The organism is Roseicella aerolata (assembly GCF_020523605.1).
In the GTDB taxonomy this organism is placed as follows: domain Bacteria; phylum Pseudomonadota; class Alphaproteobacteria; order Acetobacterales; family Acetobacteraceae; genus Paracraurococcus; species Paracraurococcus aerolatus.
The window spans coordinates 1-26750 of sequence record NZ_JAJAQI010000033.1; the positions used below are offsets into that span (position 1 = coordinate 1).

Annotated in this window: 25 protein-coding genes and 2 tRNA genes; 13 read left to right on the forward strand and 14 right to left on the reverse strand. The window is 71.7% G+C overall.

Annotated features, from left to right (window positions below; all coding sequences use genetic code 11):
* Nucleotides 1-95: 95 nt before the first annotated feature.
* The gene (locus LHA35_RS19215; protein ID WP_226611106.1) at nt 96-1403 is read left to right on the forward strand and encodes a 1-acyl-sn-glycerol-3-phosphate acyltransferase; all 1308 of its coding nucleotides are present in this window, start codon (nt 96-98) and stop codon (nt 1401-1403) included.
* Between the two features lie 116 nt (nt 1404-1519).
* On the opposite strand, the gene LHA35_RS19220 is transcribed toward LHA35_RS19215, so the two are convergent.
* The 4 genes from LHA35_RS19220 to LHA35_RS19235 form a co-directional block, all read right to left on the reverse strand.
* A tRNA-Glu gene (locus LHA35_RS19220) sits at nt 1520-1595 on the reverse strand.
* Between the two features lie 79 nt (nt 1596-1674).
* A tRNA-Glu gene (locus LHA35_RS19225) sits at nt 1675-1750 on the reverse strand.
* Nucleotides 1751-1795: 45 nt separating this feature from the next.
* Nucleotides 1796-1975 (reverse strand): DUF2256 domain-containing protein, encoded by a 180-nt coding sequence (locus tag LHA35_RS19230; RefSeq protein ID WP_226611108.1) that lies wholly within the window; start codon nt 1973-1975, stop codon nt 1796-1798.
* A gap of 8 nt (nt 1976-1983) precedes the next feature.
* Complete coding sequence (locus tag LHA35_RS19235) at nt 1984-2259, reverse strand: DUF6476 family protein (RefSeq protein ID WP_338050924.1); 276 nt, start codon at nt 2257-2259, stop codon at nt 1984-1986.
* Here LHA35_RS19235 and LHA35_RS19240 point away from each other — a divergent pair.
* The 5 genes from LHA35_RS19240 (at nt 2246) to LHA35_RS19260 (ending at nt 8527) form a co-directional block, all read left to right on the forward strand.
* Nucleotides 2246-3250 (forward strand): RluA family pseudouridine synthase, encoded by a 1005-nt coding sequence (locus LHA35_RS19240; RefSeq protein ID WP_226611112.1) that lies wholly within the window; start codon nt 2246-2248, stop codon nt 3248-3250. The two genes, LHA35_RS19235 and LHA35_RS19240, sit on opposite strands and share 14 nt — an antisense overlap.
* 236 nt (nt 3251-3486) lie before the next feature.
* Complete coding sequence (gene rpoH, locus LHA35_RS19245; protein WP_226611114.1) at nt 3487-4368, forward strand: RNA polymerase sigma factor RpoH; 882 nt, start codon at nt 3487-3489, stop codon at nt 4366-4368.
* A gap of 336 nt (nt 4369-4704) precedes the next feature.
* Entirely contained in the window at nt 4705-5232 is a 528-nt protein-coding gene (locus LHA35_RS19250; protein ID WP_226611117.1) for a VOC family protein, read from the forward strand.
* Nucleotides 5233-5565: 333 nt separating this feature from the next.
* Nucleotides 5566-6684 (forward strand): SbmA/BacA-like family transporter, encoded by a 1119-nt coding sequence (locus LHA35_RS19255; RefSeq protein ID WP_226611119.1) that lies wholly within the window; start codon nt 5566-5568, stop codon nt 6682-6684.
* 220 nt (nt 6685-6904) lie between these two features.
* Nucleotides 6905-8527 carry a peptide chain release factor 3 gene (locus tag LHA35_RS19260; RefSeq protein WP_226611234.1) on the forward strand — a complete coding sequence of 541 codons (1623 nt, stop codon included), beginning with the start codon at nt 6905-6907 and terminating at the stop codon, nt 8525-8527.
* Nucleotides 8528-8564: 37 nt separating this feature from the next.
* On the opposite strand, the gene LHA35_RS19265 is transcribed toward LHA35_RS19260, so the two are convergent.
* Nucleotides 8565-8990: a DoxX family protein gene (locus LHA35_RS19265; protein WP_226611121.1), complete on the reverse strand. Its 426-nt coding sequence runs from the start codon at nt 8988-8990 to the stop codon at nt 8565-8567.
* Nucleotides 8991-9279: 289 nt separating this feature from the next.
* Here LHA35_RS19265 and LHA35_RS19270 point away from each other — a divergent pair, with 289 nt between their 5' ends.
* Both LHA35_RS19270 and LHA35_RS19275 read left to right on the forward strand, forming a co-directional pair.
* A complete protein-coding gene (locus LHA35_RS19270) occupies nt 9280-10314 on the forward strand; it encodes a lipase family protein (protein WP_226611123.1) in 1035 nt (344 codons plus the stop codon).
* 171 nt (nt 10315-10485) lie between these two features.
* Complete coding sequence (locus LHA35_RS19275; protein ID WP_226611125.1) at nt 10486-11373, forward strand: hypothetical protein; 888 nt, start codon at nt 10486-10488, stop codon at nt 11371-11373.
* Between the two features lie 204 nt (nt 11374-11577).
* On the opposite strand, the gene LHA35_RS19280 is transcribed toward LHA35_RS19275, so the two are convergent.
* From LHA35_RS19280 to LHA35_RS19290, 3 genes are all read right to left on the reverse strand, one after another.
* Complete coding sequence (locus tag LHA35_RS19280) at nt 11578-11871, reverse strand: hypothetical protein (protein WP_226611127.1); 294 nt, start codon at nt 11869-11871, stop codon at nt 11578-11580.
* Nucleotides 11872-11893: 22 nt separating this feature from the next.
* A complete protein-coding gene (locus LHA35_RS19285) occupies nt 11894-13183 on the reverse strand; it encodes an adenylosuccinate synthase (RefSeq protein ID WP_226611131.1) in 1290 nt (429 codons plus the stop codon).
* A 140-nt stretch (nt 13184-13323) separates the two neighbouring features.
* Nucleotides 13324-14553 (reverse strand): ATP phosphoribosyltransferase regulatory subunit, encoded by a 1230-nt coding sequence (locus LHA35_RS19290; protein ID WP_226611133.1) that lies wholly within the window; start codon nt 14551-14553, stop codon nt 13324-13326.
* Nucleotides 14554-14921: 368 nt separating this feature from the next.
* Here LHA35_RS19290 and LHA35_RS19295 point away from each other — a divergent pair, with 368 nt between their 5' ends.
* Nucleotides 14922-15551: an HAD hydrolase-like protein gene (locus LHA35_RS19295; protein WP_226611135.1), complete on the forward strand. Its 630-nt coding sequence runs from the start codon at nt 14922-14924 to the stop codon at nt 15549-15551.
* Between the two features lie 262 nt (nt 15552-15813).
* Here the strand turns inward: LHA35_RS19295 and LHA35_RS19300 are convergent, their stop codons facing one another.
* Nucleotides 15814-16500 carry a DUF1194 domain-containing protein gene (locus tag LHA35_RS19300; RefSeq protein ID WP_226611137.1) on the reverse strand — a complete coding sequence of 229 codons (687 nt, stop codon included), beginning with the start codon at nt 16498-16500 and terminating at the stop codon, nt 15814-15816.
* Between the two features lie 115 nt (nt 16501-16615).
* On the opposite strand from LHA35_RS19300, the gene LHA35_RS19305 reads away from it, so the two are divergent.
* Nucleotides 16616-17419 (forward strand): alpha/beta fold hydrolase, encoded by an 804-nt coding sequence (locus tag LHA35_RS19305; protein WP_226611140.1) that lies wholly within the window; start codon nt 16616-16618, stop codon nt 17417-17419.
* Between the two features lie 83 nt (nt 17420-17502).
* Complete coding sequence (locus tag LHA35_RS19310; RefSeq protein WP_226611142.1) at nt 17503-17646, forward strand: hypothetical protein; 144 nt, start codon at nt 17503-17505, stop codon at nt 17644-17646.
* A 148-nt stretch (nt 17647-17794) separates the two neighbouring features.
* Here the strand turns inward: LHA35_RS19310 and LHA35_RS19315 are convergent, their stop codons facing one another.
* The 4 genes from LHA35_RS19315 to LHA35_RS19330 form a co-directional block, all read right to left on the reverse strand.
* Entirely contained in the window at nt 17795-18781 is a 987-nt protein-coding gene (locus LHA35_RS19315; protein WP_226611144.1) for a Bug family tripartite tricarboxylate transporter substrate binding protein, read from the reverse strand.
* 108 nt (nt 18782-18889) lie between these two features.
* Nucleotides 18890-19489 (reverse strand): glutathione S-transferase N-terminal domain-containing protein, encoded by a 600-nt coding sequence (locus tag LHA35_RS19320; protein WP_226611146.1) that lies wholly within the window; start codon nt 19487-19489, stop codon nt 18890-18892.
* 82 nt (nt 19490-19571) lie between these two features.
* Nucleotides 19572-21338, reverse strand: a complete 1767-nt coding sequence (locus LHA35_RS19325; RefSeq protein ID WP_226611149.1) for a flavin-containing monooxygenase — start codon at nt 21336-21338, stop codon at nt 19572-19574.
* 104 nt (nt 21339-21442) lie between these two features.
* Complete coding sequence (locus tag LHA35_RS19330; RefSeq protein WP_226611151.1) at nt 21443-23161, reverse strand: N-acyl-D-amino-acid deacylase family protein; 1719 nt, start codon at nt 23159-23161, stop codon at nt 21443-21445.
* A gap of 182 nt (nt 23162-23343) precedes the next feature.
* On the opposite strand from LHA35_RS19330, the gene LHA35_RS19335 reads away from it, so the two are divergent.
* On the forward strand, nt 23344-24021 hold the full coding sequence (locus tag LHA35_RS19335; protein ID WP_226611153.1) for a DUF924 family protein: 678 nt from the start codon (nt 23344-23346) through the stop codon (nt 24019-24021).
* On the opposite strand, the gene LHA35_RS19340 is transcribed toward LHA35_RS19335, so the two are convergent.
* On the reverse strand, nt 24003-25703 hold the full coding sequence (locus LHA35_RS19340; RefSeq protein WP_226611156.1) for a gamma-glutamyltransferase family protein: 1701 nt from the start codon (nt 25701-25703) through the stop codon (nt 24003-24005). The genes LHA35_RS19335 and LHA35_RS19340 overlap by 19 nt on opposite strands.
* 116 nt (nt 25704-25819) lie before the next feature.
* On the opposite strand from LHA35_RS19340, the gene LHA35_RS19345 reads away from it, so the two are divergent.
* A complete protein-coding gene (locus LHA35_RS19345; RefSeq protein WP_226611158.1) occupies nt 25820-26614 on the forward strand; it encodes an enoyl-CoA hydratase-related protein in 795 nt (264 codons plus the stop codon).
* Nucleotides 26615-26750 lie beyond the last annotated feature (136 nt).

Sequence of the window (26750 nt, forward strand, 5' to 3'; positions counted from 1 at the left end):
CGCCGATGAGGTCTACGCAGCCCCATACAACGAGCGCAGTTAGGATATGCCGCGCGCGTCGTTGCGTGCGGCCTTTCACCGCACGCTCCCGTGAGGTGCGGCTGCTACATAAGACCGGATATTTCCGCGCGCCGGAAAAGACGCGGGCCCTGTTCGACGGCTCCTGGCTGGAGAGCGGCGACCGTGCCTACATCGCCGGCGGCGACATCCATATCACCGGCCGGATCAAGGACATGATCATCCGGGCCGGCCGGAACATCTACCCGCAGGAGCTGGAGGAGCTGATCGGCACCCTGGAGGGGGTGCGCCGGGGCTGCGTCGCCGTGATCGCCAGCCCCGACCCCGGCAGCGGCACCGAGCGCCTGGTGGTGGTGGCGGAGACCCGGCTGCGCGACCCGGCGGGCCAGGAGGCGCTGCGCCAACGGATCGCCGAGGCCTCCCGCGCCATCCTGCCGGACATGCCACCGGAGGAGGTGATCCTTGCGCCGCCGCATGCGATCCCGAAGACCTCCAGCGGCAAGCTCCGCCGGGCCGCGACGCGCAGCCTGCATGAAAGCGGCGAGCTCGGCCGGCCGCGGCGGCGGGTCTGGTGGCAGTTGGCCCGGCTCTCGGCGGCCGGAATCGGTCCGCGGCTGCGGCGCGGGGCCTCCCGTGCCGGCACGCTGCTCTATGCGGGGTGGTGGTGGACGCTGCTGGTCGGCATGGCGGTGCCGGTCTGGCTGCTGGTGATGGCGCTGCCGCGGCGGCGCTGGCGGCAGGCGGTGGTGCGCCGTGCCATGCGTACCTTTTTCCGGCTGACCGGCACTCCGCTGGCGATGGAAGCGGAGGCGCCGCTGCCGGCGGGAGCCGCGATCCTTGCCGGCAACCATGGCAGCTATCTCGACGTCGCCGTGCTGTCGGCGCTCCTGCCCGGCCCCCTGGTCTTCGCGGCCAAGCAGGAACTGGCGGGGCAGCGCATCGCCGGCCCCTTCCTGCGCCGCCTCGGCACTGTCTTCCTGCGGCGCCAGGATGCGGCCAGCGGCATCGCCGATGCCGAGGCGGCGCTGCCCGTGCTGCGCGAGGGGCAGCACCTCGTGTGGTTCCCGGAAGGCACCCTCACCCGGATGCCGGGGCTGCTCCGCTTCCACCTGGGGGCCTTCCGCGTCGCCGCCGAGGCCGGCCTACCGGTGGTGCCGGTGACGATCCGGGGCACCCGCGCGGCGCTGCGCGGCGGCCAGTGGTTCCCGCGGCGCGCGACCATTGCCGTCCATATCGGGCGGCCGATACTGCCTGAAGGCCAGGATTTCGCGGCGGCGCTGCGCCTGCGCGACCGGGTGCGGGCCGCCATCCTGGCGCGGTCCGGCGAGCCGGACCTGTCGCACGAGCACGCGGTGCCGACGGTGCGGCCCCCGGGCGGTGGATAGCGGCCGCGCGGCCTTGTCGAAGGCGCTCACGCTCGGCCGCGGGCCTGCGACCCGGGAGAGGCTCGGGGATGATGGCGGGAGTATTCCCGCAGCGAAGGCCAAGCCGCCGGGGGGGGTGGCGTCCCATAGGGGATTCGAACCCCTGTTGCCGCCGTGAGAGGGCGGTGTCCTAGGCCTCTAGACGAATGGGACCTGGGAACTGACCTGACGGGCTTGCCGGAACGGGCCGGCAGCCTGCCGCGACATCAGTTCAACGCTTACGTGCCGTCGCTGGCGTCCCATAGGGGATTCGAACCCCTGTTGCCGCCGTGAGAGGGCGGTGTCCTAGGCCTCTAGACGAATGGGACGTGGAGGCGACGTGGGCGGGCTTCTAGGGGCGCGGCGGCGGGGGGTCAAGCATTCTTCGCAGCTTTTCCGGCCGCGGGCCGGGCCGCCCCGTAGCGCCCGTCCCGGCAGGCCTCCGAGCAGTAGCGCACGGTCCCCCAGTCGCGGGCCCATTTCTTCCGCCAGGCAAAGCGCCGGCCGCAGGCCGCGCAGGCCTTCTCCGGCAGGTGCGGCTTGCGGTGCGCCATGCGCCGCCCTAACGCCCTGGCCGGATCTCGCCGACCACCCGGCCGCGCCGCGGGTCCACCACCAGGACCCGGTCGCCATCCGGCCGCGTCACCCACACCCCGATGCCCTGCTCGGTCGCGGCGATGCCGGCAATCCGCGTCCCCTCCGGCTGCTCCAGCGCGGCTTCCCACCTCGCGCCAGCGGCCGGACCACCCATGCGCTGGACGAGCAGCACCGCAAGGGCCACGGTGCCGCCGACGATCAGCACCCCCATGACGACGACGAGAACCTTGAGCGCGCGCACCGAACCCTCCCCTGACTCCACGACCGGCGAGACCATCACCCTGACGGCGGCGCCCGAGCAGGCCGGCCTGCGGGCCGACCGATTCCTCGCGGAGGCGATAGGTTCGCTCTCGCGCTCCCGCGTCAAGGCGCTGATCGCGGCCGGCGGCGCCAGCCGGGACGGCAAGCCCCTGCGCGACGCTGCCGAGGCCGTGCGCCCTGGCAGCGTCTATTCGCTGGCGATCCCGGCCGCCGCCCCCGCCTTGCCCGTCCCGCAGGACATCCCGCTGGCCATCCTGTTCGAGGATGCCGACCTGATTGTGCTGGACAAGCCAGCCGGGCTGGTGGTCCACCCCGCGCCCGGCAACCAGGACGGTACGCTGGTCAATGCCCTGCTCGCCCATGCGGGGGAGGACCTGCCGGGCATCGGCGGGGAGAAGCGGCCGGGTATCGTCCACCGGCTGGACAAGGACACCTCAGGAGTGATGGTGGTGGCGAAGACCGAGCGCGCCCACCGCGCCCTGTCGGACGCCTTCGCCACCCGCGACCTGGACCGTGAATACCTCGCCCTGGTCTGGGGCGTCCCGACCCCGACGGCCGGAGAGATCGAGGCGGCGATCGGCCGCCACCCGACCGACCGGAAGCGCATGGCGGTGGTGCAGAAGGGCGGCAAGCCGGCGCTCACCCGCTATGCGACGGAGCGCGCCTGGGGCACCGCCTGCGCCCTGCTGCGCTGCCGGCTGGCGACCGGCCGGACCCATCAGATCAGGGTCCACCTAGCCGAGATTAACCATCCTTTAATCGGGGACCCGGTGTATCTTCGGCGGGTACCAGCCGCCGCCCGCAGCTTGGCGGAGCCGGTCCGGCAGGCGCTTCTGGCCTTTCCTCGTCAGGCCCTGCACGCCGCGTCCCTGGGCTTCCGGCACCCCGTCACGGGTCGGGAATTGAGCTTTTCGGTCCCGCCACCCCCGGATTTCGTTTCGCTTATCACATTGCTGTCTGGTAACACTTAGTAACCAAGCGGGATACTTGGTTTTTCTGGACAAGCGGCACCGTTGGCGGTACAAACCGCCAGTGGCAGCGCATCGGGTGCCGAAAATGCCGGACCCGCCGTCCTTACTCGCCCCGTCGTGACCGGGGCAGGCGACGTCCGGTGGGCCTGCATGACGTTCGAACTGCCAGGATCGGTCGCGGACCGGGCACCGCCGTCACGGGGTGACCCTCCGCGCGCAGGAGGCAGATGTCCCCAATGGCTTCCAGCTCGGTCATTCCAATCGCCCCGGAGGGCAATCTCTCCCGCTACCTGCAGGAGATCCGCAAATTCCCCATGCTCTCGCCGGAGGAAGAACTGAACCTCGCCCGGCGCTGGCGTGACAACGGCGACGAACGTGCCGCGCACAAGCTCGTCACCAGCCATCTCCGGCTCGTGGCCAAGATCGCGATGGGCTACCGCGGCTATGGCCTGCCGGTCGGCGAGCTCATCTCAGAGGGCAATGTCGGCATGATGCAGGCGGTGAAGCGGTTCGATCCGGACCGCGGGTTCCGCCTCGCCACCTATGCCATGTGGTGGATCCGTGCCGCCATCCAGGAATACATCCTCCACAGCTGGTCGCTGGTGAAGATGGGGACGACGGCCGCCCAGAAAAAGCTCTTTTTCAATCTCAGGCGCTTGAAGGGCCAGATGGCCGCGCTCGAGGACGGCGACCTGAAGCCGGAGCAGGTGGAAAAGATCGCCCGCGTCCTGCAGGTGCCGGAGCAGGACGTGGTCTCCATGAACCGCCGCCTGGCCTCCCCCGATCATTCGCTGAACGCGCCGGTGCGCGCGGACAGCGAGGGCGAGTGGCAGGACTGGCTGGTGGATGAGCAGGAGACGCAGGAAAGCGAGCTTTCCGAGCGGGAGGACCTCACCAATCGCCGCATGCTGCTCGGCGAGGCGTTGAAGACGCTGAACGAGCGGGAGCGGCACATCCTGATCGAGCGGCGCCTGAAGGACGAGCCGACGACGCTGGAGGAGCTCTCGCAGCAGTACAACATCAGCCGCGAGCGCGTGCGCCAGATCGAGGTGCGCGCCTTCGAGAAGCTGCAGAAGAGCATGAAGACGCAGATCGTCGAGCGGCGGCTCGCGGTCTGAGGCTGCGTCGGCTCGCGGTCTGATCGGGCCGGCCGAAGGCCCGGCAGGCTCGCAGCCCGGGCCTTCTGCTTGGCGCGTCACCCTGGCCCTGGTCATCCTTCAGGGATCGGGAGCCAGGCGGTGGCGCGGCGGCCGCTCCCGCACGGCCCGCCGGTTCCTGACGGCTGGCCTGGGCACTCCGCGCGGCGGGCCTGGCGGCATGTCGCCGAACTCCGCAGGCCGGGTCCGGGATGGGATGCTGCCGTCATTCCCGCGCCCCATGCCGCTCATTGCCACCCGCGATTGGCGCTCCGCCCCGCCCGGAGGCATTCATCCCGGTGAGACGAGGAGCCCTCCATGCCCGACACCCTCCCCCAGCCCGGCCCGGCCGCCGCCATCCATCCGCAGGTCCGCATCGGCCATGTCCATCTGAAGGTCGCCGATCTCGACCGCGCCCTGGCCTTCTGGCGGGACGTCATCGGCATGGAGGTGCAGCAGCGCATGGGCGACCAGGCGGCCTTCCTCTCGGCCGGCGGCTACCACCACCATATCGCGCTGAATACCTGGGAAAGCGCCGGCGGTCCGCCACCGCCCCGCGGCACCACCGGCCTCTACCATGTCGCCCTGCTCTACCCGGACAGGCCCTCGCTCGCCGCCGCGCTGCTTCGCGTGCTGCAGGCCGGCGTGCCGCTGGAGGGCGCCTCCGACCATGGCGTCTCGGAGGCCATCTATCTCCGCGACCCCGACGGCAACGGCATCGAGCTCTATCGCGACCGGCCGCGCAGCGAATGGCCGCGCGACGCCGAGGGCCGGCTCCGGATGACCAACCGCCATTTCGATCTTCAGGCGCTGCTCGCCGAACTGCCAGGGGTGGCCGCGGGCTAGCCCTCGGCACGCCGCGGGGCGGATTCGGGCCGGGCCGGCCCCGCCATGCCGGGCATCCGCGCGGCCCCACGTTCCAGCGGGGACACCACGCGGATCACGGCCCACCCGGCCGGCATCCACCCTGGCCGCTGGCGCTCAGGCCCGGGCGGCCACTGCCGGAACGGCATGCCGGTTGCGCGCCCGGCATCCTGCCATCGCCGCGTCCTGTCGCCCCCGCAGCCGGAACAGCCGCACCAGGCCTGCCGCCTGCCTTCGCCGTGATTGGCCGGCCGGGAACCTTCAAGCTACCGAGACGCAGACGGAGAGACGGCCGAAGCAGCTGGGACGCGCGCGATGATGGCACCGAAGACTCCACACGCGACCTGGCGGGCCACCGCCTCCCGCTTCTGGGCGATTGCCGGCGGCTTCTGGTACCGGCCGGAAAGCCGGCGCCAGGCTTTCGGCCTCGTCACCGTCCTGCTGCTGCTGGCCGCCACCGAAGTGGCGCTGATGCTGCGGTTCAACACCTGGAACCGCCACCTGTTCGATGCGCTGGAGCGCCGCGACGCCCAGGCCGTGCTGGCCGAATGCGGCGTCCTCCTCCTCATCGTCGCCGGCTTCTGCGTGGCGAGCGCCGGCCAGCTCCTCTGCCGCCGGCGCCTCGCCCTCGGCTGGCGCGCCTGGCTCGGCTATCGCCTCACCGCCGGCTGGGTAGCGTCCGGGGGCGGCAACGCGGCCGACAACCTCGATGGCCGCATTGCCGAGGATGCCCGGGTGGCGACGGAGGAGGCGGTGGAACTCGCCGCGTCCTTCACCCATGCCCTGATGACGCTCGGCCTCTTCGTCGGTGTGCTCTGGGCGCTGTCGGACCACCCGCCGATCGTGCTCGGCGGCGTCTCCTTCGCCCTGCCCGGCTACCTGCTCTGGCTGGCCGTGCTCTATGCCCTGCTCGGCATGGCCATCGCGGTGCTGGCCGGACGGCCGCTGACCCGCAGCACGGACCACCGCCAGGCGAAGGAGGCCGATTACCGTGCCGCCCTGGTCCGCACCCGTGACGGCGGGCGGGCGGGGCGGGAGGAGGAGGGGCTGCTGGCCCGCCTCTTCGGCGACCTCGCCTCGGCCTTCGAGCGGCAGAGCCGCGCCTTCGCCCGGCTGGAATTCTTCGTCTGCGCCGTCACCCGGACCGGGCTCGGCCTGCCCTTCCTGGTGGCGACGCCCGCCTATCTGGCCGGGGTGGCGACGCTGGGCTGGCTGATGCAGGCGGCGCAGGCCTTCCAGACCGTGTCGGAGGCGCTGCGCTGGCCGGTTCAGCACATGCCGCGGCTGGCCACCTGGCGTGCCTCGGCGGAGCGCGTGATCGTGCTGGCCGACGCGGCGCCACCCCCGACGGGCGCGGTGCCGGCGGGCGCCACGCCGGCCGGTGCTGGGCCCGAGCCGGCCCCGCTGCCCGCCACCGCTCCGGTCGGGTCGTAGCCGCAGGCGGCCCGCCCCGGGCCTGGCGGCGACCCGCTCCGGCTGCGATGGCTCCCCGCCCGGGTTCTGACCGGGTTGCAGCCGCCGCGCTGGCGCCGGCGGACGGGAGAGCCTACATGCGGGGCCTGCCCAGAGATTGCCGCCCGCCGCCCCCCAGGGACACCCAAGAGGATTCATGGATCTCGCCGCCGACATCACCGACCGTGCCGCCTCCGGCGCGATGGACAGGGTCGCGCCGGAAGGCGCGCGGGATAAGGTCGCCGCCGAAGCCTCCCGCCGACGGACCTTCGCCATTATCGCCCATCCGGATGCCGGCAAGACCACGCTGACCGAGAAGCTGCTGCTGAAGGGCGGCGCCATCCAGCTGGCCGGCGCCGTCCGCGCCAAGGGCAATGCCCGCCGCACGCGTTCGGACTGGATGAAGATCGAGCAGGATCGCGGCATCTCGGTCGCGACATCCGTGATGACCTTCGAGCGCGGGGGGCTGGTCTTCAACCTGCTGGACACGCCGGGCCACGAGGATTTCTCGGAGGATACCTACCGTACCCTCACCGCCGTCGATGCGGCCGTGATGGTTCTCGACGCGGCGAAAGGCATCGAGAGCCAGACGAGAAAGCTCTTCGAGGTCTGCCGCCTGCGCGACATCCCGATCATCACCTTCGTCAACAAGATGGACCGGGAGGCGCGCGACCCCTTCGAGCTGATCGACGAGATCGAGAAGACCCTGGCCCTGGATGCCGCCCCGGTTGCCTGGCCGGTGGGCCGCGCCAGCGAATTCGCCGGGACCTATGATCTGCTGGAAAGGCGCTTCCTGCCGGTGGATGCCGATGACAGCGCGGCGATCGACCTGAATGGCCTGGACGACCCGAAGCTGGAGGCGCTGGTCGGCCCCGAGCGCGCCGCGGCGCTGCGCGAGGAGGCCGAGCTGGCCGAGGCGGGCCTGAACGCCTTCGACCTGGAGGCCTTCCGCGAGGGCCACCTCACCCCGGTCTTCTTCGGCTCCGCCCTGCGGGATTTCGGCGTCGGCCACCTGCTGGATGGCCTGTCGTGCTACGCCCCGCCGCCCGGCGCCCGCGCCGGCGACCCGCGCGAGGTGCAGCCGGGCGAGGAGAAGCTGACCGGCTTCGTCTTCAAGGTGCAGGCGAACATGGACCCGAACCACCGGGACCGGGTCGCTTTCGTCCGGCTCTGCTCCGGCAAGCTGGTCAAGGGCATGCGCCTGAAGCAGGTCCGGACGGGCAAGCAGGTGCCGGTCAACGCGCCGCTGTTCTTCTTCGCCAAGGACCGGCAGGTGGCCGAAGAGGCCTGGCCGGGCGATGTGGTGGGGGTGGCAAACCATGGCACGCTGCGCATCGGCGACACCCTGACCGAAGGCGAGGAGCTGAATTTCCGCGGCGTCCCGAGCTTCGCCCCGGAGATCCTCCGCCATGTCCAGCTCGAGGACCCGATGCTGGCGAAGAAGCTGAAGACCGCGCTCGACCAGCTGGCCGAGGAAGGGGTGGTGCAGCTTTTCCGCCCGCTCGATGGCTCCCTGCCCGTCGTCGGCGTCGTCGGCCAGTTGCAGCTCGATGTGCTGCAGTCCCGGCTGAAGGTCGAATACGGCGTTCCCGCACGGTTCCAGGAGACGATGTGGTCCATGATGCGCTGGGTGACCGGCGAGGACCGCACGGCGCTGGAGCGCTTCGCCAGCCTGAACCGCCGCGATGCCGGGGAGGACCATGACGGCGAGCTGGTCGCCTTCTTCGGCTCGGACTGGCGGCGCAAGCGGGCCGAGGAGGAATGGCCCATGCTGAAATTCCACGCGGTGCGGGAACAGCACGGGCTGGTCGCGGCGAAGCGCTGAGGCGCCCGCCCCGACCTGGACGGGCCGCGCCCGTCCCCTATCGTCGCAGCACGGCCTCGTCGCGCGGCGAGGCCGGGACCGGTTCCGGCTCCCGCCCCAGGGCGATATCCACCGCCCAGGCCCCCGGCCCCGCCGCGACGAAGTAGAGGAAGACGAAGCAGAACAGGATCGCGGCATCCCCGCCGTTCAGGACGGGGAAGAAGCTTCGCGGCGCATGCGCCATCCAGTAGGCGAAGGCCATCTCGCCGGCGGCGACGAAGGCCGCCGGCCTGGTGAACAGCCCGAGCACCAGCAGCAGCCCGAGCACCAGTTCCAGCACCGCCGCGAACCAGTGCAGGCTGAAGGCATCCGGCCCCGCCGCGCCGCCGGCCATGGGTGGAAAGCCGAACAGTTTCTGCGTCCCGTGCTCGAGGAAGAGCAGCGCCGCCATTATGCGCAGGATCGCGCGCATCCGGGGCGCCATGACGGCCATGTCCCACATGCGTCAGCGCCCTTGCGATGCGCGCAGCGGGCGCGCGGCCATCGTCATGCGGATCATTCGGCCTCTCCTTGCGTGGGACCCCATCGCCGGCACAACGTGCTCCCGCTTCCCGGGCTGCATCCGCGGCCCCGGGAAACTGACCGGGATCGCGGGTGTTCTGGCCTCTCCGATGCGGGCCTGGGATCGCCTCGTCTGCCGGGTTCCCCCCTGCGGATCCGCAGCCACTGACCACCCTGCCCCCCTTCAGGCCCGTCCCCTTCAGGAGAGACGCGTGACGCCAACCACCGACGCCGCCCTGGCGAGGCTTTCGCTCGCCGCCTATTCCGACATGCCTGCCGCGCTGCCCGCCGGCTTCACCGCGCTCGACATCGCAAACTTCCACCTGCCGCTCGCCTCCGGCGAAAGCTTCTCCAACGGCGTGTTCAAGAGCGGCAACGGCGCGGCGCTGGTCACGGTGGCCGAGGTCGAGGGCCTGCCGAGCATCGTGGTTGCCTTCCGCGGCAGCGACGATGTGGTGGACAGCCAGCAGAACCTGAACGGCATCAACCAGGCCTATGCCTCCTTCGGCACGCTTGTCGCCACGCTGGACCAGGCTTCGCAGAACTGGGGCATGCCGGTGATCGTCACCGGCCATAGCCTAGGCGGCGCGATGGCGCAGATCTACATGGCGGACCATCCGAACCAGCCCGGCGAGCCGGGACGCACGGCGATCACCTTCGGCTCCCCGGGCGCGATCCTGCCGCCAGGAGAGGATGAGCGCATCGCCAACTATGTCATCGCCGATGATCCGGCGGTCGTGCTGGGCGCCCAGCGGGCGGAGGTGGGCGAGCTGCTGCGCGGCAACCCCGTGCTGGCCAACCTCGTCGCCGAGCGCATCGCGGCGGAATTGCCGGGCCTGACGCGGGAGCAGGCGTTGGCCTCGTTGCCTAACCTCACCACGAACTACGACAACCGTGGTGCCATCGTGCTGCTGCCGACCAAGGATGGGCGGCTGGATCGCGAGGGGGTGGTGGCCGGCCTCGCGCAGCGCGATCCGGAGCGGCACACGCCGGAACTCTATGTGGCCGAGGTGGCCGATGCCTGGAGCGCCCCGGGACAGTCCCGGGTGGTGCCGGCGACGCCGACGCCCGACGAGGAACTCACCTTCCTGCATGCCCTGTACGACGGCGACGGGCGCAACCCGCAACTGACCGAGGGAGTGGTGCGGGAGTTGGTAGGTGCCTGGGCCGGCAACCTCGCCAGCGGGCTCCAGGCCGGGCTGGACAACCTCACCACCGCAGCAGGTCGCGACCTGGATCTGCTCTGAGGCTTGTGCCCTCCGGGGGCGGCGCCCGGCAGATGCCTACAACCTCGCCGGCATGGGGGCCGTGGCTCTCCCGCTCCCCTGCATGCGCGGCGGGATCAAGCCGGAGCCATAATTCAGTGGCGCTTCAAGGCCAGGCCGGGAAAAGCTGCGCCTGCCATCGGGGAGGACGCCATGCCCTTCACCCTGATCAAGGGGAGCTTCCACGTCGTCGGCTACGCGCCGGATGGCGACTCCATCCGCTTCGGCCCCGATGATCCAACCTTGCTCGATGACCTGATCGGCCCCGCGGCCGAGCTGAACTCCCAGTTGCATGTACAACTTCGGATCGAGGGCATCGATGCCCTCGAGACGCATTACCGGCCCCAGGGCGGCCGCGGGAATCTCCACCAGCCGAAGGCGCAGGCGATCGCCGCGCGCACGGCGCTGCTGGAGTTCCTCGGCATCGGCGGCGTGGTGTGGAATGCGGATGAGACCCGGGTAGTGGCGGCGCAGGACGGCGTCCGGGGCTGCATCCTGACCCGCGCGGTGGAGAAGAACCGGCGGCCCGTGGCCTTCGCTTATGCCGGCGACCCCGCCGGGCAGGACGGCGCGGCGGTTCATCTCGATGTGCCGCGCCTCAAGGGAAGCTGGAACTACCACGCCGTCGCGCGCGGGCTTGCCTATCCCACTTTCTATACCGGGCTGTTCGAGGATTTGCGCGCCGCGATGATCGAGGCGACGGAGCAGGCCCGGATGGGCGGCACGGGGCTGTTCGCCGAGGACACCACGACTGAGTGGTTCCTCGCCGACAGCATCGCGGCAATCACCGAGGATGCCGTGATCATGCCGAAGCTGTTCCGCCGGCTGGCAACCCATCTCTCGCGCACCGGCGGCCTTGCCGGGTTCAAGGCGGCGCTCCAGGCCTCGCGCGAGAGGCTGCTGGATCTGCGCCGCAGCAACTTCACGCATTTCGACAGTTTCGTCGAGGAGCACCCGGATGGCCGACGCATCCGCATGACGCGGCGGCCGGAGGAACTGGTCTTCGACGAGATGCGCCAGCGCACGGGCAATATCTTCTGAACCGTGAATGGCGCCGCCAGGAAGGCTGCGTCTGGTTTTCAATGCGGCAACACACACGGGGCAGTATGAGCCCGCCCCAACCACGCCAGGAATGCATCGCGCCGGGGCATGAACGCCCCGGCGCGAAGTCCTGCTCTGCAACCCGGGATCAGCAGTGGATCGGCGTTGCCAATGAACGCTGGCCGCTGCGGCGCGGGAACGGCTTCAGGGCCTGGTGTAGTTCACCCCGAAGCGCGCCACGAAATCGTTGAAGGCGTAGCGATCGACACGCGCCAGGCAGGGTTCGCCATCGGTGTGTCGGAACTCGTAGATCAGCACATCGGCACCCGAGAGGGCGATGCGGCAGAAGACCTCCTCCGGCCTGGCATTGCTGCCGGGGCAGAGATCGAGATCCATATGCGGGACCTTCTCCTCGAACTCCGCATAGCGGAGGAAGCAGGCCTTCTCCGCCTGGGCGGCGCCGGCCAGCAGCAGCATGAGGGTGATGAGGATCCGCATGTCGCCTCTCCTTCTCCCGGGCCTACCCCGCGAAGGGGTCGCGCAACGTGATGGTGTCATCGCGGTCGGGGCTCGTCGAGAGCAGCACGACCGGCGCCTCCACCAGCTCCTCGATCCGCCGGACATACTTCACCGCCGCCGCCGGGAGGTCGGCATAGCTGCGCGCGCCGCGGGTGCTGCCGCTCCAGCCCTCCAGCGTCTCGTAGATCGGCTCGGCCGCGGCCTGCGCGGCCATGGCGAAGGGCAGCCGGCGCACCGTCTCGCCATTGATCCGATAGCCGGTGCAGATCTTCAGCTCCGCGAGGCCGTCCAGCACGTCGAGCTTGGTGAGCGCCAGGCCCTGCACGCCGCCGATCTTCACCGCCTGGCGCACCATGCAGGCATCGAACCAGCCGCAGCGCCGGCGTCGGCCGGTCACGGTGCCGAATTCATGCCCGCGGTCGCCAAGGCCCTTGCCGATCTCGTCATGCAGCTCGGTCGGGAAAGGCCCGCTGCCGACGCGCGTGGTGTAGGCCTTGGCGATGCCCAGCACCATGCCGACCGCATCCGGCCCGACTCCCGAGCCCGCCGCGGCATTGCCCGCCACGGTGTTGGAGGAGGTGACATAGGGATAGGTGCCGTGGTCGACATCCAGCATCACCGCCTGCGCGCCCTCGAACAGCACGCGCTGGCCGGTGTGCCGGGCCGCGTCCAGCCGCTCCCACACCGCCTCGGCGAAGGGCAGCAGCTTCGGCGCCCAGGCCAGCAGCTGGTCCAGCAGGCCCTGCTTCTCGAACTCCGGCGCGCCCAGGCCGCGCAGCAGCGAATTGTGGTGCAGCAGCAGCTCGTCGAGCTTCTTCGAGAGCGTCTCGGGCTCGCCCAGATCGCAGAGCCGGATGGAGCGGCGGCCCACCTTGTCCTCATAGGCCGGGCCGATGCCGCGCCCGGTGGTGCCGATCTTGTCGCCGCCGCGCGCCGCCTCCCGCGCCTTGTCCAGCGCCGGGTGCAGGGGGAGGATCAGCGGCACGTTCTCGGCGATGCGCAGGTTCTCCGGCGTCACCGTCAGGCCCTGCGCCGTCACCTTGGCGATCTCGTCCAGCAGCGCCTGCGGGTCCAGCACCACGCCGTTGCCGATGATGCCGATCTTGCCGCGCACCACGCCGGAGGGCAGCAGGGACAGCTTGTAGGTCTGGTCCCCCACCACCAGCGTGTGGCCGGCATTGTGGCCGCCCTGGAAGCGCACGACGAGATCGGCGCGGCTGGCCAGCCAGTCCACCACCTTGCCCTTGCCCTCGTCGCCCCACTGGGCGCCGATCACGGCGACATTGGCCATGGGCCTTCAGTCCTCTTGCAAGAAAGGTTGGGCGGGCCGATTCACGGCTCCGCGCTCTTGTCCGGGGGCCCCGCGGCGCGGCGCATCGCCGGATGGCCTGGCGCTCCGCCGACCGGACCGCGGATGCTGGCCGGGCCACTTCACAGTTCCGCGCCCTCCGGCGCTCCACCAAGGGGAACAGCCTGGCCGTCCCGCAGGATGTGGGTGCAACGGAGCGCGCGCGGCGCATCCGCGGGCGAAAGCGCATAGACGGTGGCGAAGCCCTGGGCGCGCAGCGGGGCCAGTTCCGCCTCCGTCGTGTTCAGCGGGGCGAAGATCCGCGGCCTGGGCGCAACCACCGGCGCGGCGCGCTGCACCGCATCCGGATAGAGGCTCATCCCCGTTGCCGGCTCCTCGCCGAGCGAGCGGTAGCGGCCGCCACGGCCCAGTTCCCCCGTCGTGCCCGGGCCGAACACCGTGAAGGCAACGCCGGTGTGGTACTGGAAGCCGCGGAACTCCATCGGGTCCAGCGTGATGCGGAGGCCCGGGTCGCGCGCCCGGATGGCGGCGATGACCGCCACGGCATTGTCGGCGATGGCGCGCGCCGCCGGGGGCAGCGGCATCCCGGCCAGCGCCGCCAGCGCCGCATCGGCCGGGCCGGCGGCCTGCAGCAGGCGGGGCAGCAGGTCCGCCAGATCCACGGCCAGTGGCGCGGCGCGCTCGGCGATGGTCAGCACGGCCACCGGGTCCTTGCGGTCGATGCCCTGGCGGAGCGCCGCGACCATGTCCCGCGCCGGCTTCGGCTTCACCCCGCGTGCCTCCAGCGCCTCCAGGGTCAGGCCGGCCGCCTCCAGCAGCGTGCCCGCCATGGTCGGCAGGCTGATGTCGAGGGTGATGCCGGTAACGCCCGCACGCGCCAGGGCCTCGGCCGCCACCACCGCCACCTCGGCATCCGCCGCCGCGGCCTCACTGCCGATCAGTTCGATCCCGACCTGGGGCAGTTGCCGTTCGGGGGCGATCTGGGTGCCACGCACCCGCAGCACCTGGCCGGCATAACAGAGCCTGAGGGGCCGGGCCTCGAGGCCGAGCCGCGTCGCGGCGATGCGGGCCACCTGGGGGGTGGTGTCGGCGCGCAGCCCCATCATCCGCTGGCTGACAGGGTCCATCAGGCGGAAGGTCTGCTCCGCCACGGCGGCGCCGGAACCGGCCAGCAGGCTGTCCTCGAATTCCAGCAGCGGCGGCTTGACCCGCTCATAGCCATGCGCGCCGAAGGCCGCCATGAGGATCTCGACCAGCGCGGCCTCGCGCTCGGCCTCGGGCGGCAGCAGGTCCATGAGCCCGGCCGGCAGCAGGCCAGTGGGCGGCAGGTCGTTGGGCGCGTCGTCGGTCATGACCGGCCGGGTGTGGCAGGGGGTTGCGGGCTGCGCAAGGGCTGCCGCGCCCCGCGATCTCCGGACATGGCGGCGGGGCGGCGATTATGGCGTCTCCCCGGCCGGGCTGCGGCAGGCCGGGACCGGGACGGGACCGATCGAGGCGCCGGCCCCATGCCCGGAACGGCCCCGGGCCGCGCAGCCACCGCGGCACGGCCGCTTGCGGATGAAGGGGGGATGCAGCCCCCCCTCCGGGGCGGCCCTCGGCACGGCCCCCGCCGGGCGCGGTGGCGCGCCGGCCACCCTCTCCTGCCTGCCCGCGGCGATGTCATCCCCGCTCCCTCCTCCGTACCGTTCCCGCCTCGGCAGGATTGGCCTATGCGCGCAGGATGTCCCGCCGCCTGGTCATCTTCGACTTCGATGGCACGCTCGCCGATTCCTTTCCCTGGTTCCTGAGCGTGCTGAACACCGTTGCCCGGCGTCATGGCCTGCACATGCCGGGCGCGGCGGAGGTGGAGGCGTTGCGCCTGCTCGGCACCCGCGAGATCCTGCAGCGGATGCGCGTGCCGGCCTGGAAGCTGCCCGCCATCATCCGTGACATGCGGGCGCTGAAGGCGGAAGCGGCCGGCAGCATCCCGCTCTTCCCCGGGATTCCGGAGATGCTGCGCGGCCTCGGCGAGGGCGGGGTCCGGCTGGCCGTCGCCAGTTCGGATTCCGAGGCCAGCATCCGCCGCACGCTGGGGTCCGCGGCGGCGCCCATCGGGTATTTCGCCTGCGGTGCCTCGCTTTTCGGCAAGGCGGCCAAGCTGCGGCAGGTGCTGCGGGCGATGGATGCGCCGGCAGAGGCCGCGATCTATGTCGGCGACGAGACGCGGGACGCCGAGGCGGCGGCACGGGCGGGGATTGCCTTCGGGGCGGTGAACTGGGGCTATGCCGCGCCGGCGGCGCTGCTGGCACTCGGACCAAGGCAGGTGTTTGCCTCTCCCGCAGAGATCCTGGACCTGCTGCGGGAGGCGTGAACCGGGCGACGCGGGCCCCGGCACATCTGCCGGCACGGGCGGCAGGGCGGGAAGAGCATGCGCCCGGCCTGCCCTTGATCGCCCGCCGCAACCGTGTGGCGAAGCGCCTGTCGCCCCCGATGGGGTGGACGCCTCCGGGCGGTGCCGCCGCAGGCGAGGCGGCAGCAAAGGACGGCTGAGTGGACCCATTCGGTCGGGGTCGTCGGATCACCCGGACGGCATGCCCGACCGTCCGATGCGCGTCATCACCCGCGTCGGCGGTCTAGGCGATCTCCCGGATCAGCTTCGCTCGCAGCGCCCGGGCGATGTCGCGCCGGTCCTCCGCCGTCATCACGAAGGCGCCCCGCCCGCCGATGACCTCCCGCCGGTAGGTTTCCGCGAGTGGCTCCCCGTATCGCGTCACCTGCCCCGCCGCGGCCACCGCCAGCGCATTGATCTGAAGCCCCCCGGCCACCGCATCGTCGCGCGCCGTCGTGGCAGGCCGCAGCGAGCGCAGGTCCGGCCCGTCACCCGAGAGGTCGATCACCCGCTCTGCCGCCCGGAAGGGCGCGGCCAGCAGCATCCGCGCGCAATGGTCGATCGCATCGCCGATCGCGTTCCAGCTCTGCCGGCTGCGTGGCGCCGCCAGCACCGCCTGCACCAGAGCCCGCGCGCTGGCGGCATCCGAGAGGCGCATGAAATCCACCACTGTCTCCGCCCCACCCGGCGAGCCCCACTCCACCATAGCGACCGCGATGGCCTGATGCGGCCGGCTGGCGATGGCCGAGAGCACGGAGGGATGCGACAGCGCCTCGGCATAGCCCTCCCGCTGCAGCCGGAACTCATCCGCATCGATGGAGCCGGAGGCATCCACCGCGAGGACGAGGAGCGTGTCCACCTCCGGCGCCTGGGCGAGGACCGGCGCGGCGGCGAAGGCTCCGGGCAGGGCAAGGATGCTGCGGCGGTGCATGGCGGCCCCCGGATGTCGTTGCACGGGAGGTGGGGGCGCCCGCCGCTGCCGCCAAGGCTTGGCGGCGCGCCCCGGCCGGGGCATCGTCCCGCCCCGACACAGAAGAGGAAACGCCATGCCCGGCATGATCGTGGACGGCCATGAGCTGAGCTATGCCGAGAGCGGCGCCGGCGATCCGCTGGTGCTGGTGCACGGCACGCTGGGCGATCAGCGCTACTGGGCGCCGCAGATGGCCAGCCTCGGCCGGCACTACCGCGTGCTGGCCCTCTCCATGCGGCATTGCTGGCCGGGCCGCTGGGAGGAAGGCGGCGACTTCACCATCGACCGGCATGTGGCGGATGTGGCCGGCTTCATCCGTGACCTCGGCGCCGGGCCGGTGCGCCTCATCGGCCATTCCCGCGGCGGCCATATCGCCTTCCGCGTCGCGGAACGGCATCCGGAGCTGGTCCGCGCCCTGGTGCTGGCCGAGCCGGGCGGCGAGTTGGACGAGAGCCTGGGCGGCAAGCCCGCGAGCGGCGCCCAGGCCGGCGCCTTCGGCGAGGGCGCGGCGCTGATCGAGGCCGGCGACACCGAGGGCGGGCTGAAGCGCATCGCCGAGCATACCGGTGGGCCGGGCGCCTGGGAGATGCGCAGCGAAGACCGCAAGGCGATCAACCGCGACAATGCCCGCACCCTGCTCGGCCAGCGGAATGAGCGGCGCAGGCCCTATTCCCGCGCCGCGGCGGAGGCGATCCGCGCCCCGACCCTGCTGGTGGTGGGCGCCCGGACCCTGCCGAACTTCGTCGCCAATGCCGATGCGCTGGAGCGGCATATCAGGGGCTGCGAGCGCGTCTCGATCCCTGATGCCGCGCATGCCATGAGCCAGGACAACCCCGCCGCCTTCGACGCCGCGGCGCTCGCCTTCCTGGAACGGCACTGAGACGCGGAGCGTCCTCGTCACCGGCGGCAGTGGCAAGGCGGCCGCGCCATCATCCGGGGGTGCTGGCGCATGGCCATGCCGTGATGAAGCTGGACACCGCGCCGCGGGCCGAGCCGCTCCGCCACTTCATGCCGGCCGAGCTGAGGGCCTTCGGCCAGGCGGCGGCGTGCGTGCGGCGCATGGCGGGGACGCCCGACCGCCGGCGCGATCCGCACGCCGCGGCATAGAGCGGATCGCGGGAGGGCGTGAACGCCCGGGAGCGTGAATCTGCCGGAAAAGTCAACATCTGCAGCGGTTTGGCGTTCCGATGTGAACGCAATCCGCTGCAGCCGGCGAGGGCGGCAGCCGATGCCGGGGGGCGCCGCCATGGCGGCGTCACCGCCCCGTCGGGATCCCCGCCGCCGCGATCACCTTCGCCCATTTCGGGATATCGGCGGCGATCTGCGCCTGCATCTGCTCCGGCGTGCCGGGCGCAGGTTCGAGGCCCATCTGCGCGAAGCGGGCGCGCTGGTCGCCATCCGCCAGCACGCGCATCGCCTCGGCATGCACCTTCTCGATGATCAGCCGCGGCGTGCCGGCCGGCGCCATCAGGCCGAACCAGGAGAGTGCCTCGAAGCCGGGGAAGCCCTGCTCCGCCACGGTCGGGATGTCCGGCGCATGGACCGAGCGCTGCAGCGAGGTCACCGCCAGCCCCCTCAGCCGTCCGTCCTTCACCAGCGGGATGGCGGCGCCGGCATTCTGGATACCGAGCGGCAGCACCCCGCTCATCACATCCGCCAGGTTGGCGCCGCGATAGGGGATGTGCTCCATCCTGATGCCGGCCTGGTGGCAGAACATCTCGCCGGCGATGTGCTGCGGCGTGCCGACGCCCGGCGTGCCGTAGGACAGCCGGCCGGGGCTGGCCCTCGCCTCCGCGATCACATCGGCGAGGCTGCGGAAGGGCGCGTTGGCGCCGGTGAGGAAGACCGAGGCCATGGACAGCGTCATGCCGATCGAGACCAGGTCCTTGAGCGGATCGAAGGGCAGGTGCTGCATGGCGGGCAGTACGGTGATGGCGGCATTGCCGCTCCACATCAGCGTGTAGCCATCGGGCGGCGCCTTCGCCACGCGGTCCACGCCGATGGCGCCGGAATTGCCGCTGATGTTCTCCACCACCACCGGCTGGCCCCAGGCCTGGCTGAAGGCCTGGGCGAAGATGCGGCCCGTGACATCTGTGGCGCTGCCCGCGGTGAAGCCGACGATCATGCGGACGGGACGGCTGGGCCAGGCGGCCTGGGCGCCGGCGGGACGGCCCGGCATGGCGGCGCCAAGCAGCGCGGCGCCGGCCGCGGCGACCCGGCGCCGCGACAGCGGATGGGTCATGACGCTCTCTCCCTCGGTCTCGTTCTTGTCCCGGGCGGCAGGCCGCCAGCCGGGAGAGGGAGAGCGTAACGAGGCCGCGGCGGCGCTGTCCACCGCCGCGGCGCGGCCTCAGGCAGGCGGCGGCGCGGTGCGGGCCAGCGGCGGCAGCGCGGCGACGCGGCCATACCAGGCCTCCAGCGTCGGATGGCCGGGCCGCCAGGGCTCGTGCGGATAGCGGAAGTCGAGATAGCCGAGCGCGCAGCCGATCGCGATCTCACCGATCGTCGCCAGCGCGCCGAGGCTGCCCGCCTCCGCCTCCAGCACGTCGAGAGCGCGGGCGACCTTGCCCTGCTGCAACGCGATGTAGTCCCGCCGTCCCTCATCCTGCGGCAGCGCCAGCTCCCGTCGCCGCGGCTGCGTCGCATCCAGGATGCCGTCGGCCAGCGCCTCCTGCCGCAGGGCGTTCCAGCGCGCCGCGCCGGGCGGGGGAAGGAGGGGCGGCGCGTCGCCGATGCTGTCGAGGTACTGGCAGATCACCGGGCTGTCATAGAGCACGACGCCGTCATCCGTGAGCAGCGTCGGCACCTTCGAGAGCGGATTGACCGCGGCCAGCGACGGATCGGTGGTCGGCACCGTCCAGAGCTCGATCCGGGCCTCGATCCCGCGCGCGATGGCGGCGGCGAGGCATTTCCGAACATAGGGGCTATTGGGCGAATAGGCGAGTTTCATGGGGCTGGCGTCTCCTCCGCTGCCTTCGTTGCGCGCGGGACTGTCCACCCGCGCGCGCGCAACGGCAAGGGACGCGGCGGAGTCAGCCGCCGATCAGCCCGGCCTCCCGCGCCTTGATCTGCAAGGCGAGGGTTTTCGAATAAATCCGGCACTGCGCCAGGCTGCCGGCCATGAACCAGAGCCCCTTCTGCGCCGTCGGCTTCCACATATTGGCCATCTCGCCATCCGCGCCAAAGCCCCAGATCGGCCCGACCTTCTCCGCCACCGCCTCGCCCAGCAGCCGCCGCACCAGCTCCTGCTGCGTGTGGTAGCCGGTCGCCAGCACCAGCAGCTCGGCGGGGATCATCCTGCCGTCCCGCATCAGCGCGCCCTCGGGCACGAAGCGCTCGATATCGTCGAATTGCAGCAGGCCGATCTCGCCACGGATGATGAGGCCGGAGCAGCCGGCATCCAGGTAGTAGCCGCCGCCGCGGCGGCGGTACTTCATCTGGTGGCCGGTCCCGTCCTCCCCGATATCGTAGCGGAAGCCCCTCGCCTTCAGCGCCGCGATCAGATCCTTGTCCAATTCGACCATTCGCTGGACCGCGAGCTGGTAGCCGCGGACGAGCAGCGGATAGGTCGCGGCGGTGGCGATCAGGTCGCAATCCTCAAGCGGCGGCCCCTCGTCATAGAGCGCATAATTCAGCTTGGCGCTCGGGTCGATGCTGACCACGGTGGTGGAGCCGCGCTGGATGATGCTCGTCTCGGCCCCATGGCTGTGCAGATCCTGCGCCACGTCATGGCCGCTGTTGCCCGTGCCGAGCACCAGCGCGCGCCTGCCCTTCCAGGCCGCGCCGCTGGTGAAGGCATGGGAGTGGATGACCTCGCCGCGGAAGTCCTCGAGGCCCGGCAGCGAGGGGATCTTCGGGATGCCGCTGACGCCATTGGCGAAGATCAGGTGGCGCGGGCGCATGATGCGCTCCGTGCCGTCCGCCCGGCGCAGCACCGCGGTCCAGCAGCCCGCCGCCTCGTCATAGGCGCCGCGCAGGAATTCGGTCGAGGTCCAGGCATTGATCTCCATGGCCCAGGCATAGGCCTCGAACCAGCCGGCCAGCATGTCCTTCGGGATGTATTTCGGCCAGTGCGGCGGATAGGGCATGTAGGGCAGGTGGTTGACATGGATCTGGTTGTGCAGCGCGAGGGAATGGTAGCGCCTGCGCCAATTGTCGCCGATCCGCGCATGCTTCTCGACGACGAGCGTATCCACACCGAGCAGCCCGAGCCGCGCCGCGACGGCGAGCCCCGCCTGGCCGCCGCCGATGACGAGCACGGCCGGGTCGCGGTCCGCATAGGACTGCGCCCGCTCCCGCTGGTCCTGCCAGTTGTCGCCGCCGAAATTGCGCGAATAGGCCTCACCGCTCGGCCGGTTGGCGCCGGTCCGCTCCTCGAAGCCGGTCAGCGCCTCGAGCGAGGTCAGCAGCACCCAGGCGCGGGCCGGGTCATCGGCGTGCAGCCGGACCACGCCATCGCCGCGGCCAAGCGCCGTCTCGAAGCTGAAGATTGCCTCGATCACCTCGATGCCGAGGCGGCGAACCCGGCGCGGCGGCGTGCGGTCCTCCGCGATGCGGAAGCCATGCGCCCGCATCCGCTCCTGCGCGGCGCAGAGCGCCCCGGCGATGCCCGCGGCGCCCTTATGCGGCGTGATGCCCCAGGTGAGGGCGAGCAGGTCGCGCCAGTGGCTGTCCGCGGCGAACAGCCCCGCCAGCGCGTCGCGGTCGCGGGCCTGCAATGCGGCCTCGAAGCGGCCGAGCCAGCGGCGGACGGCATCCGCCTCCGCCAGGGCGGAAGCGGCGGGAGCGATGTGGTTCATGGACGCCCTCGTTGCTGGCGCGCGGCGGTCCCGCGGCCGTTGACCGGCGGACGGCGCCCCTCCCGCGCCGCCCGCGCGGCGTTGCGATCCCTGCGGCGGGAGCGTCAGCCGGTGGCGCGCACCAGCCTGCCCGGGCGCGCCCCCGTCTCCTCGCCCTTCTCGAAGATGGGCACGCCGCTCACCAGCGTCATGTCGTAGCCGTCGACGCGCTGCACCAGCCGCCGACCACCGGCCGGCAGGTCATAGGCCATCTCCGGGTGGTGCGGCCGCAGCGCGGCGAAGTCGATGACATTGACATCCGCCTTCTTGCCCACCGCCAGGCGGCCGCGGTCGTGGAAGCCGAAGAAATCCGCCGTCTCGCTGGTCTGGCGCTTCACCACAAATTCCAGCGGCAGACGCTCCCCGCGCGTGCGGTCGCGCACCCAGTGGGTGAGCATGGTGGTGGAGAGCGAGGCGTCGCAGATCACGCCGCAATGCGCGCCGCCATCGGAGAGGCCGAGGACGGTATGCGGGTCGGTGATCATCTCCCGCACCACCTCCAGGTCGCCATGGACGTAGTTGGTGACGGGGAAATACAGCATCCGGCCGCCATCGCCGCCGACCAGGTAGTCGTAGCAGAACTCCGCCGGCGACTGGCCGGCCTTGGCCGCCATGGCGGCGATGCTGCGCTCCGGCGGCGGCTCGTAATTCGGATTGTCGCCCAGGATGTACATGCGGTCCCAGCGCGAGGCGATCTGGCGCGAGAGCGGCGGCAGGATCTCCATCAGGCGCGGGCTCGCCTCCTGCGCCAGGATGGCGGCGCGCACGGCCGGGTCCCGCAACCGGGCGAGCTGCTCGGCCGGCGGCAGGCGCGAGAGTTCGGAAAAACCCTCGCGCAGGGCGAAGGGGTTGAGGGAGGTGGTGAGGCCGAGGATGAGGCCCACGGGCCGCCCCGCCACCTGGGCCGACAGCGCGAGGCCATCCTTCCGGGCGGCGCGGATGCCGTCCATCAGCCGGCGCCAGCGCTCCGGGTCGTAGCTGCGGTCCGTCAGCAGGAACCAGACGGGCCGGCCGCTGTCCCGCGCCACCTGGCGGAGCCAGCCGAACTCCGCCGCCTCATCCTCGAAGTCGGAGAGCATGCCGAAGGCGCCGCGGCCGGCGCGGCCCATCGCCTTGCCGATCGCGATCAGCTCCTCATGCTCGGCATAGCGGCCCGGGACGAGCTCGCCGGAAGGGGTCTTGTGCTGGTCGGTGCGGGAGGTGGTGAAGCCGAAGGCGCCGGCCTTCAGCGCCTCCTCCGTCAGCTTCGCCATCAGCTCGATATCCTCCGCGGTCGCCATCTCCCGGTTGATGGCGCGCTCCCCCATCGCATAGACGCGCAGCGGGTGATGGGCGATCTGGGCCGCGACATCGATGGTGCGCGGCAGGCGGGCCAGGGCGTCGAGATAGGCGGGAAAGTCCTCCCAGTCCCATTTCAGCCCCTCGGCCAGGGCGATGCCGGGGATGTCCTCCACCCCCTCCATCAGGTCGATCAGCGCCTGGTGGTGCGCCGGGCGGACGGGGGCGAAGCCGACGCCGCAATTGCCGAACATGATGGTGGTGACACCGTGCCAGGAGGAGGGTGCCAGCACGGGGTCCCAGGTGGCCTGGCCGTCGTAATGGGTGTGCACATCCACCCAGCCGGGGGTGACGAGGCGACCCTCGGCCTGAACCTCCCGCCTCGCCGGCCCGGCCTTGCCGCCGACCTGGACGAGCCGGTCGCCGTCGATGGCCACATCGCCGGTGAAGGCCGGTGCGCCGGTGCCATCCACGATGGTGCCACCCCGGATCACGACGTCATGCATGGCCCGCCTATCCCCCCGCTTCCGTGTTCTTGGTCAGACGACCGAGTGTGCCCTCCCCGGCGACTGGCGTCCATGGGGGTGTGGCGGTTGCAGCGCAGCACGCGCTGTGCGCCAGCGCAAAGACGCCCATGCAGCGCCGGCCGCAGCCTTCCCTCGGGCAAGCCAAGGCAAGGAGAGGAACAGTGTGGGCAACGGGCGTCTGGCGACAGGTGATGGAGACGTGGTTTCCCCCCGGGCTGGACCGGGCGGATGCCGCAACCCATGCGCGGATGTTCGAGCGCTGGTTCGGCGGCGCGCCGGAGGCCATGCCCGCCCGGTTCGCACCGCTGGCGGACGCGGCGCTGTCGGGCCGCCTGGATCACTGGGGCACGACGCCGCTCGGAAGGCTCGCGCTGATCCTGCTGCTCGATCAGGCGCCGCGCGCCTTCCATGCCGGCACGCCGCTGGCCCATGCCGGCGACCAGGACGCGCTCCGGATTGCCGAGGAGGGGCTCCATGACGGCCAGTACGACGCGCTGGAGCATCCCTGGGAGAGGACCTTCTTCTTCCTCCCCCTCGCCCATGCGGAAGGCCCGGACCACCGGGAGCGGCTGGTCCGCGTCGCCGCCATGGCGGAGGCGGTGGCCTGGACGGCGCCCGACCACCTGCGACCGCTCTACCTGCACTCGGCCGAACAGGCGCATGGCCACCTTGCCGTGATCGCCCGCTTCGGCCGCTACCCGCACCGCAACGCCCTGCTCGGCCGGCGCTCCACGCCGGAGGAGGAGGCCTGGCTGGCCGAAGGCGAACTGGTGCACCGCCGGCCGCTGCCGGCCGCGCTGCGCGGCCCCGAAGCCCCGCGCTACGCCACCACCGCATAGGCCGGCCGGCGCGGATCGGCGCCGGCGGCCAGCATCCCGCGGCGCGGGTCGGTCTTCACCACCTCCACCGTGCCGGCCAGCCAGGTCTTCTCCGGCCAGTCCCGGATCTCATGGCCCTTCGCGGCCAGCGCGTCGCGCGTGGATTTGGGGATCGCGGCCTCCACCGCCAGCCGGCCGGGAAAGAAGTCGAAGGGCGCGAAGCTTGAGGGGAAGGAGTAGGAGGCCACGCGCGGCGCCTCGATCGCCTCCTGCACCTCCATCCCGTGCTGCAGGATGTTCAGCAGCACCTGGATCATGGCCTGGATCTGCACATCGCCGCCCGGGGTGCCGAAGGGCATGACGCCGCCCTCCGCCGTCACCACCATGGCCGGGTTGGGCGTGAGGCGTGGCCGCTTGCCCGGCGCGACGCCGCAGGGATGCGCGGGGTCCGGCCGGCTCTGGCTGCCGCGGTTGGAGGGGATGATGCCGAGGCCGGGCACCACCGGGGAGTTCCAGGAGCCGTCCGAGGGAGTGGCGCTGAAGGCATTGCCCCAGCGGTCCACCACGGCGCAGTAGGAGGTATCGGCCTCCACCGCGGGCATGCTGCGGTCGGCCGGGCCGGGCAGGCCGGTACCGGCGCCGAGGATCGGCCCCGGCATGCCGGGAAGCGCGCGGTCCGGGTCGATCCCGGCCAGGCGTGCCGCCAGATGGCCATCGGCGAGCAGCGCATCGAGCGGGACATCGAGGAAAGCCGGGTCGCCGAAATGGTATTCCCGGTCCGCCATGGCCGCCTTCAAGCATTCGGTGAAAAGGTGGAGGTATTCGGCGCTGTTGTGCGCCATGCCACCGATGCCGCCCTTTTCCATCAGCAGCAGCGCCTCCAGCAGCGCCGGGCCCTGGCACCAGGGGCCGCAGGTGATGACCTCATGCCCGCGCCAGCCCCGGCGCACCGCGGGCTCGAGGCGGGAGCGGTAGCCGGCCAGGTCCTCCATGGTCAGGTAGCCGCCCTCGCGCCGCATGAAGGCGGCGATCTCGCGGGCAATGTCGCCGCGATAGAAGGCGGCATGCGCGGCGGCGAGGCCGGCCAGCCGCCCCTTCCCCGCCGCCTTCTTCTCCTCGTCGGCCATGTATTGCAGGGTGCGGGCAAGGTCGCTTTGCACGAATTTCTCGCCCACCTGCGGCTGCCGCCCGCCCGGCAGGAAGATCGCGGCATTGCCCGGCCAGCGCGCATAGTCGGCCGCGTGGTCGCGGATGTTGTCGGCCAGCAGCGGATAGACCGCGAAGCCATCACCGGCGAAGCGGATGGCATGGCTCGCCACCTCCCCGAAGCCCATGGTCCCGTGCCGCTCCAGCGCGGTGATCCAGGCATCCGGCGCCGCCGGCACCACGGTGCGCAGCACGCCGTCCGGGATGACGCCGGCATGTTCCCGCAGGAAGAGGTCGGCCGGGATCGTGCGTGGCCAGGTCCCGAGCCCGGCAATGGTCTCCACCGTGCCATCCGCCTTGCGGATCAGGATGGGCGCGACGCCTGCGACATTGACCAGGTCCGGCAGCAGCACGCCCAGGGCGATGCCGGCGGCGCAGCCGGCATCGATGGCGTTCCCGCCGGCTTCCAGCACCGAGAAGCCGGCCGCGGCAGCGAGGTAGTGGCCGGCCGAGACGGCGTGGCGCGTGCCATAGAGGGTGGGGCGGGTGGCGAACATGGGCGGCATCCTCCGGTCGCGGGGAGCCTCGGCGTCCCCCGCCGGCCCTGTCAATCGCCGGCTTCCCGGCTGGCCACGCCGGGGGCACAAGCAGGGGCATCAGCGAGGAAACCGCCATGCCCGAGGAACCGCCCGTCCTGCTCAGCCGCGATGCCCGCGGCATCGTCACTGTCACTCTGAACCGCCCGCAGCGCGGCAATGCCTATAACGAGGCGCTACTGAACGCCCTGATCCAGGGGCTGGACGGGCTGGCCGCCGATCCGGCCGTCCGCGCCCTGGTCATCCGCGGCGCGGGGAAGCATTTCGCCGCCGGGGCCGACATCGACTGGCTGGCCGAGGTCGCCGGCTACCCGCCGGAGCGGGCCTACCAGGCCTCGCTGGCGACGACGCTCGCCATGCAGAAGCTGAACGAGTTCCCCCGCCCGACCTTCGCGCTGATCCAGGGCGCCTGCTTCGGGGGCGGCGCCGGCATCGCCTGCTGCGTGGATGTGGCGCTGGCGACCCCGCAGGCGATCTTCGGCCTGACCGAGGTGCGGGTCGGCGTCTCCCCCACCCCCATCTCCACCCACATGGTCCATGCCATGGGCCTCCGGCAGACCCGCCGCTACGCCCTGACCGGCGAGCGTTTCGGACCGGAGGACGCGCTGCGCATGGGCCTGGTGCATGAGGTGCTGGAGGCCGAGCGGATCGAGGCGCGCCTTGCGGAGATCCTCGACCAGACCCTGCTCTCCGCCCCCGGCGCCGTCGCCGTCACCAAGGACAGCTTCCTCGGCGCCAACGGCCTGAAGCTGGACGCCCGGCAGATGGCCTTGCTGGCGCATGAGGGCTGGATGCAGCGCGCCTCCGCCGAGGGGCGGGAGGGGTTGGCCGCCTTCCGGGAGAAGCGCCGCCCCGCCTGGTATCCCGGGTAGTCTCGCCGGGGCGGGCGCGAATCCTGCGCCCCCGCGCCAACCCGCTTTGCGCCGCTCGACCGCCCGCCGCCATCATGCGTTCCCGTGGTGGCGTGGCCCGGATGGCCGGGCGGCATGTCGGGTGCCTGTCATCGAA

Bases quoted from the DNA above. Each gene is read 5' to 3' on its own strand.
- LHA35_RS19320 (WP_226611146.1), bottom strand. From the start codon at position 19,489: ATGAAACTCGCCTATTCGCCCAATAGCCCCTATGTTCGGAAATGCCTC.
- LHA35_RS19315 (WP_226611144.1), bottom strand. From the start codon at position 18,781: ATGACCCATCCGCTGTCGCGGCGCCGGGTCGCCGCGGCCGGCGCCGCG.
- rpoH (WP_226611114.1), top strand. From the start codon at position 3,487: ATGGCTTCCAGCTCGGTCATTCCAATCGCCCCGGAGGGCAATCTCTCC.
- LHA35_RS19250 (WP_226611117.1), top strand. From the start codon at position 4,705: ATGCCCGACACCCTCCCCCAGCCCGGCCCGGCCGCCGCCATCCATCCG.
- LHA35_RS19230 (WP_226611108.1), bottom strand. From the start codon at position 1,975: ATGGCGCACCGCAAGCCGCACCTGCCGGAGAAGGCCTGCGCGGCCTGC.
- LHA35_RS19260 (WP_226611234.1), top strand. From the start codon at position 6,905: ATGGACAGGGTCGCGCCGGAAGGCGCGCGGGATAAGGTCGCCGCCGAA.
- LHA35_RS19305 (WP_226611140.1), top strand. From the start codon at position 16,616: ATGCCCGGCATGATCGTGGACGGCCATGAGCTGAGCTATGCCGAGAGC.
- LHA35_RS19310 (WP_226611142.1), top strand. From the start codon at position 17,503: ATGAAGCTGGACACCGCGCCGCGGGCCGAGCCGCTCCGCCACTTCATG.
- LHA35_RS19345 (WP_226611158.1), top strand. From the start codon at position 25,820: ATGCCCGAGGAACCGCCCGTCCTGCTCAGCCGCGATGCCCGCGGCATC.
- LHA35_RS19330 (WP_226611151.1), bottom strand. From the start codon at position 23,161: ATGCATGACGTCGTGATCCGGGGTGGCACCATCGTGGATGGCACCGGC.
- LHA35_RS19280 (WP_226611127.1), bottom strand. From the start codon at position 11,871: ATGCGGATCCTCATCACCCTCATGCTGCTGCTGGCCGGCGCCGCCCAG.
- LHA35_RS19265 (WP_226611121.1), bottom strand. From the start codon at position 8,990: ATGGCGCCCCGGATGCGCGCGATCCTGCGCATAATGGCGGCGCTGCTC.
- LHA35_RS19325 (WP_226611149.1), bottom strand. From the start codon at position 21,338: ATGAACCACATCGCTCCCGCCGCTTCCGCCCTGGCGGAGGCGGATGCC.
- LHA35_RS19290 (WP_226611133.1), bottom strand. From the start codon at position 14,553: ATGACCGACGACGCGCCCAACGACCTGCCGCCCACTGGCCTGCTGCCG.
- LHA35_RS19255 (WP_226611119.1), top strand. From the start codon at position 5,566: ATGATGGCACCGAAGACTCCACACGCGACCTGGCGGGCCACCGCCTCC.
- LHA35_RS19285 (WP_226611131.1), bottom strand. From the start codon at position 13,183: ATGGCCAATGTCGCCGTGATCGGCGCCCAGTGGGGCGACGAGGGCAAG.
- LHA35_RS19340 (WP_226611156.1), bottom strand. From the start codon at position 25,703: ATGTTCGCCACCCGCCCCACCCTCTATGGCACGCGCCACGCCGTCTCG.
- LHA35_RS19295 (WP_226611135.1), top strand. From the start codon at position 14,922: ATGTCCCGCCGCCTGGTCATCTTCGACTTCGATGGCACGCTCGCCGAT.
- LHA35_RS19300 (WP_226611137.1), bottom strand. From the start codon at position 16,500: ATGCACCGCCGCAGCATCCTTGCCCTGCCCGGAGCCTTCGCCGCCGCG.
- LHA35_RS19275 (WP_226611125.1), top strand. From the start codon at position 10,486: ATGCCCTTCACCCTGATCAAGGGGAGCTTCCACGTCGTCGGCTACGCG.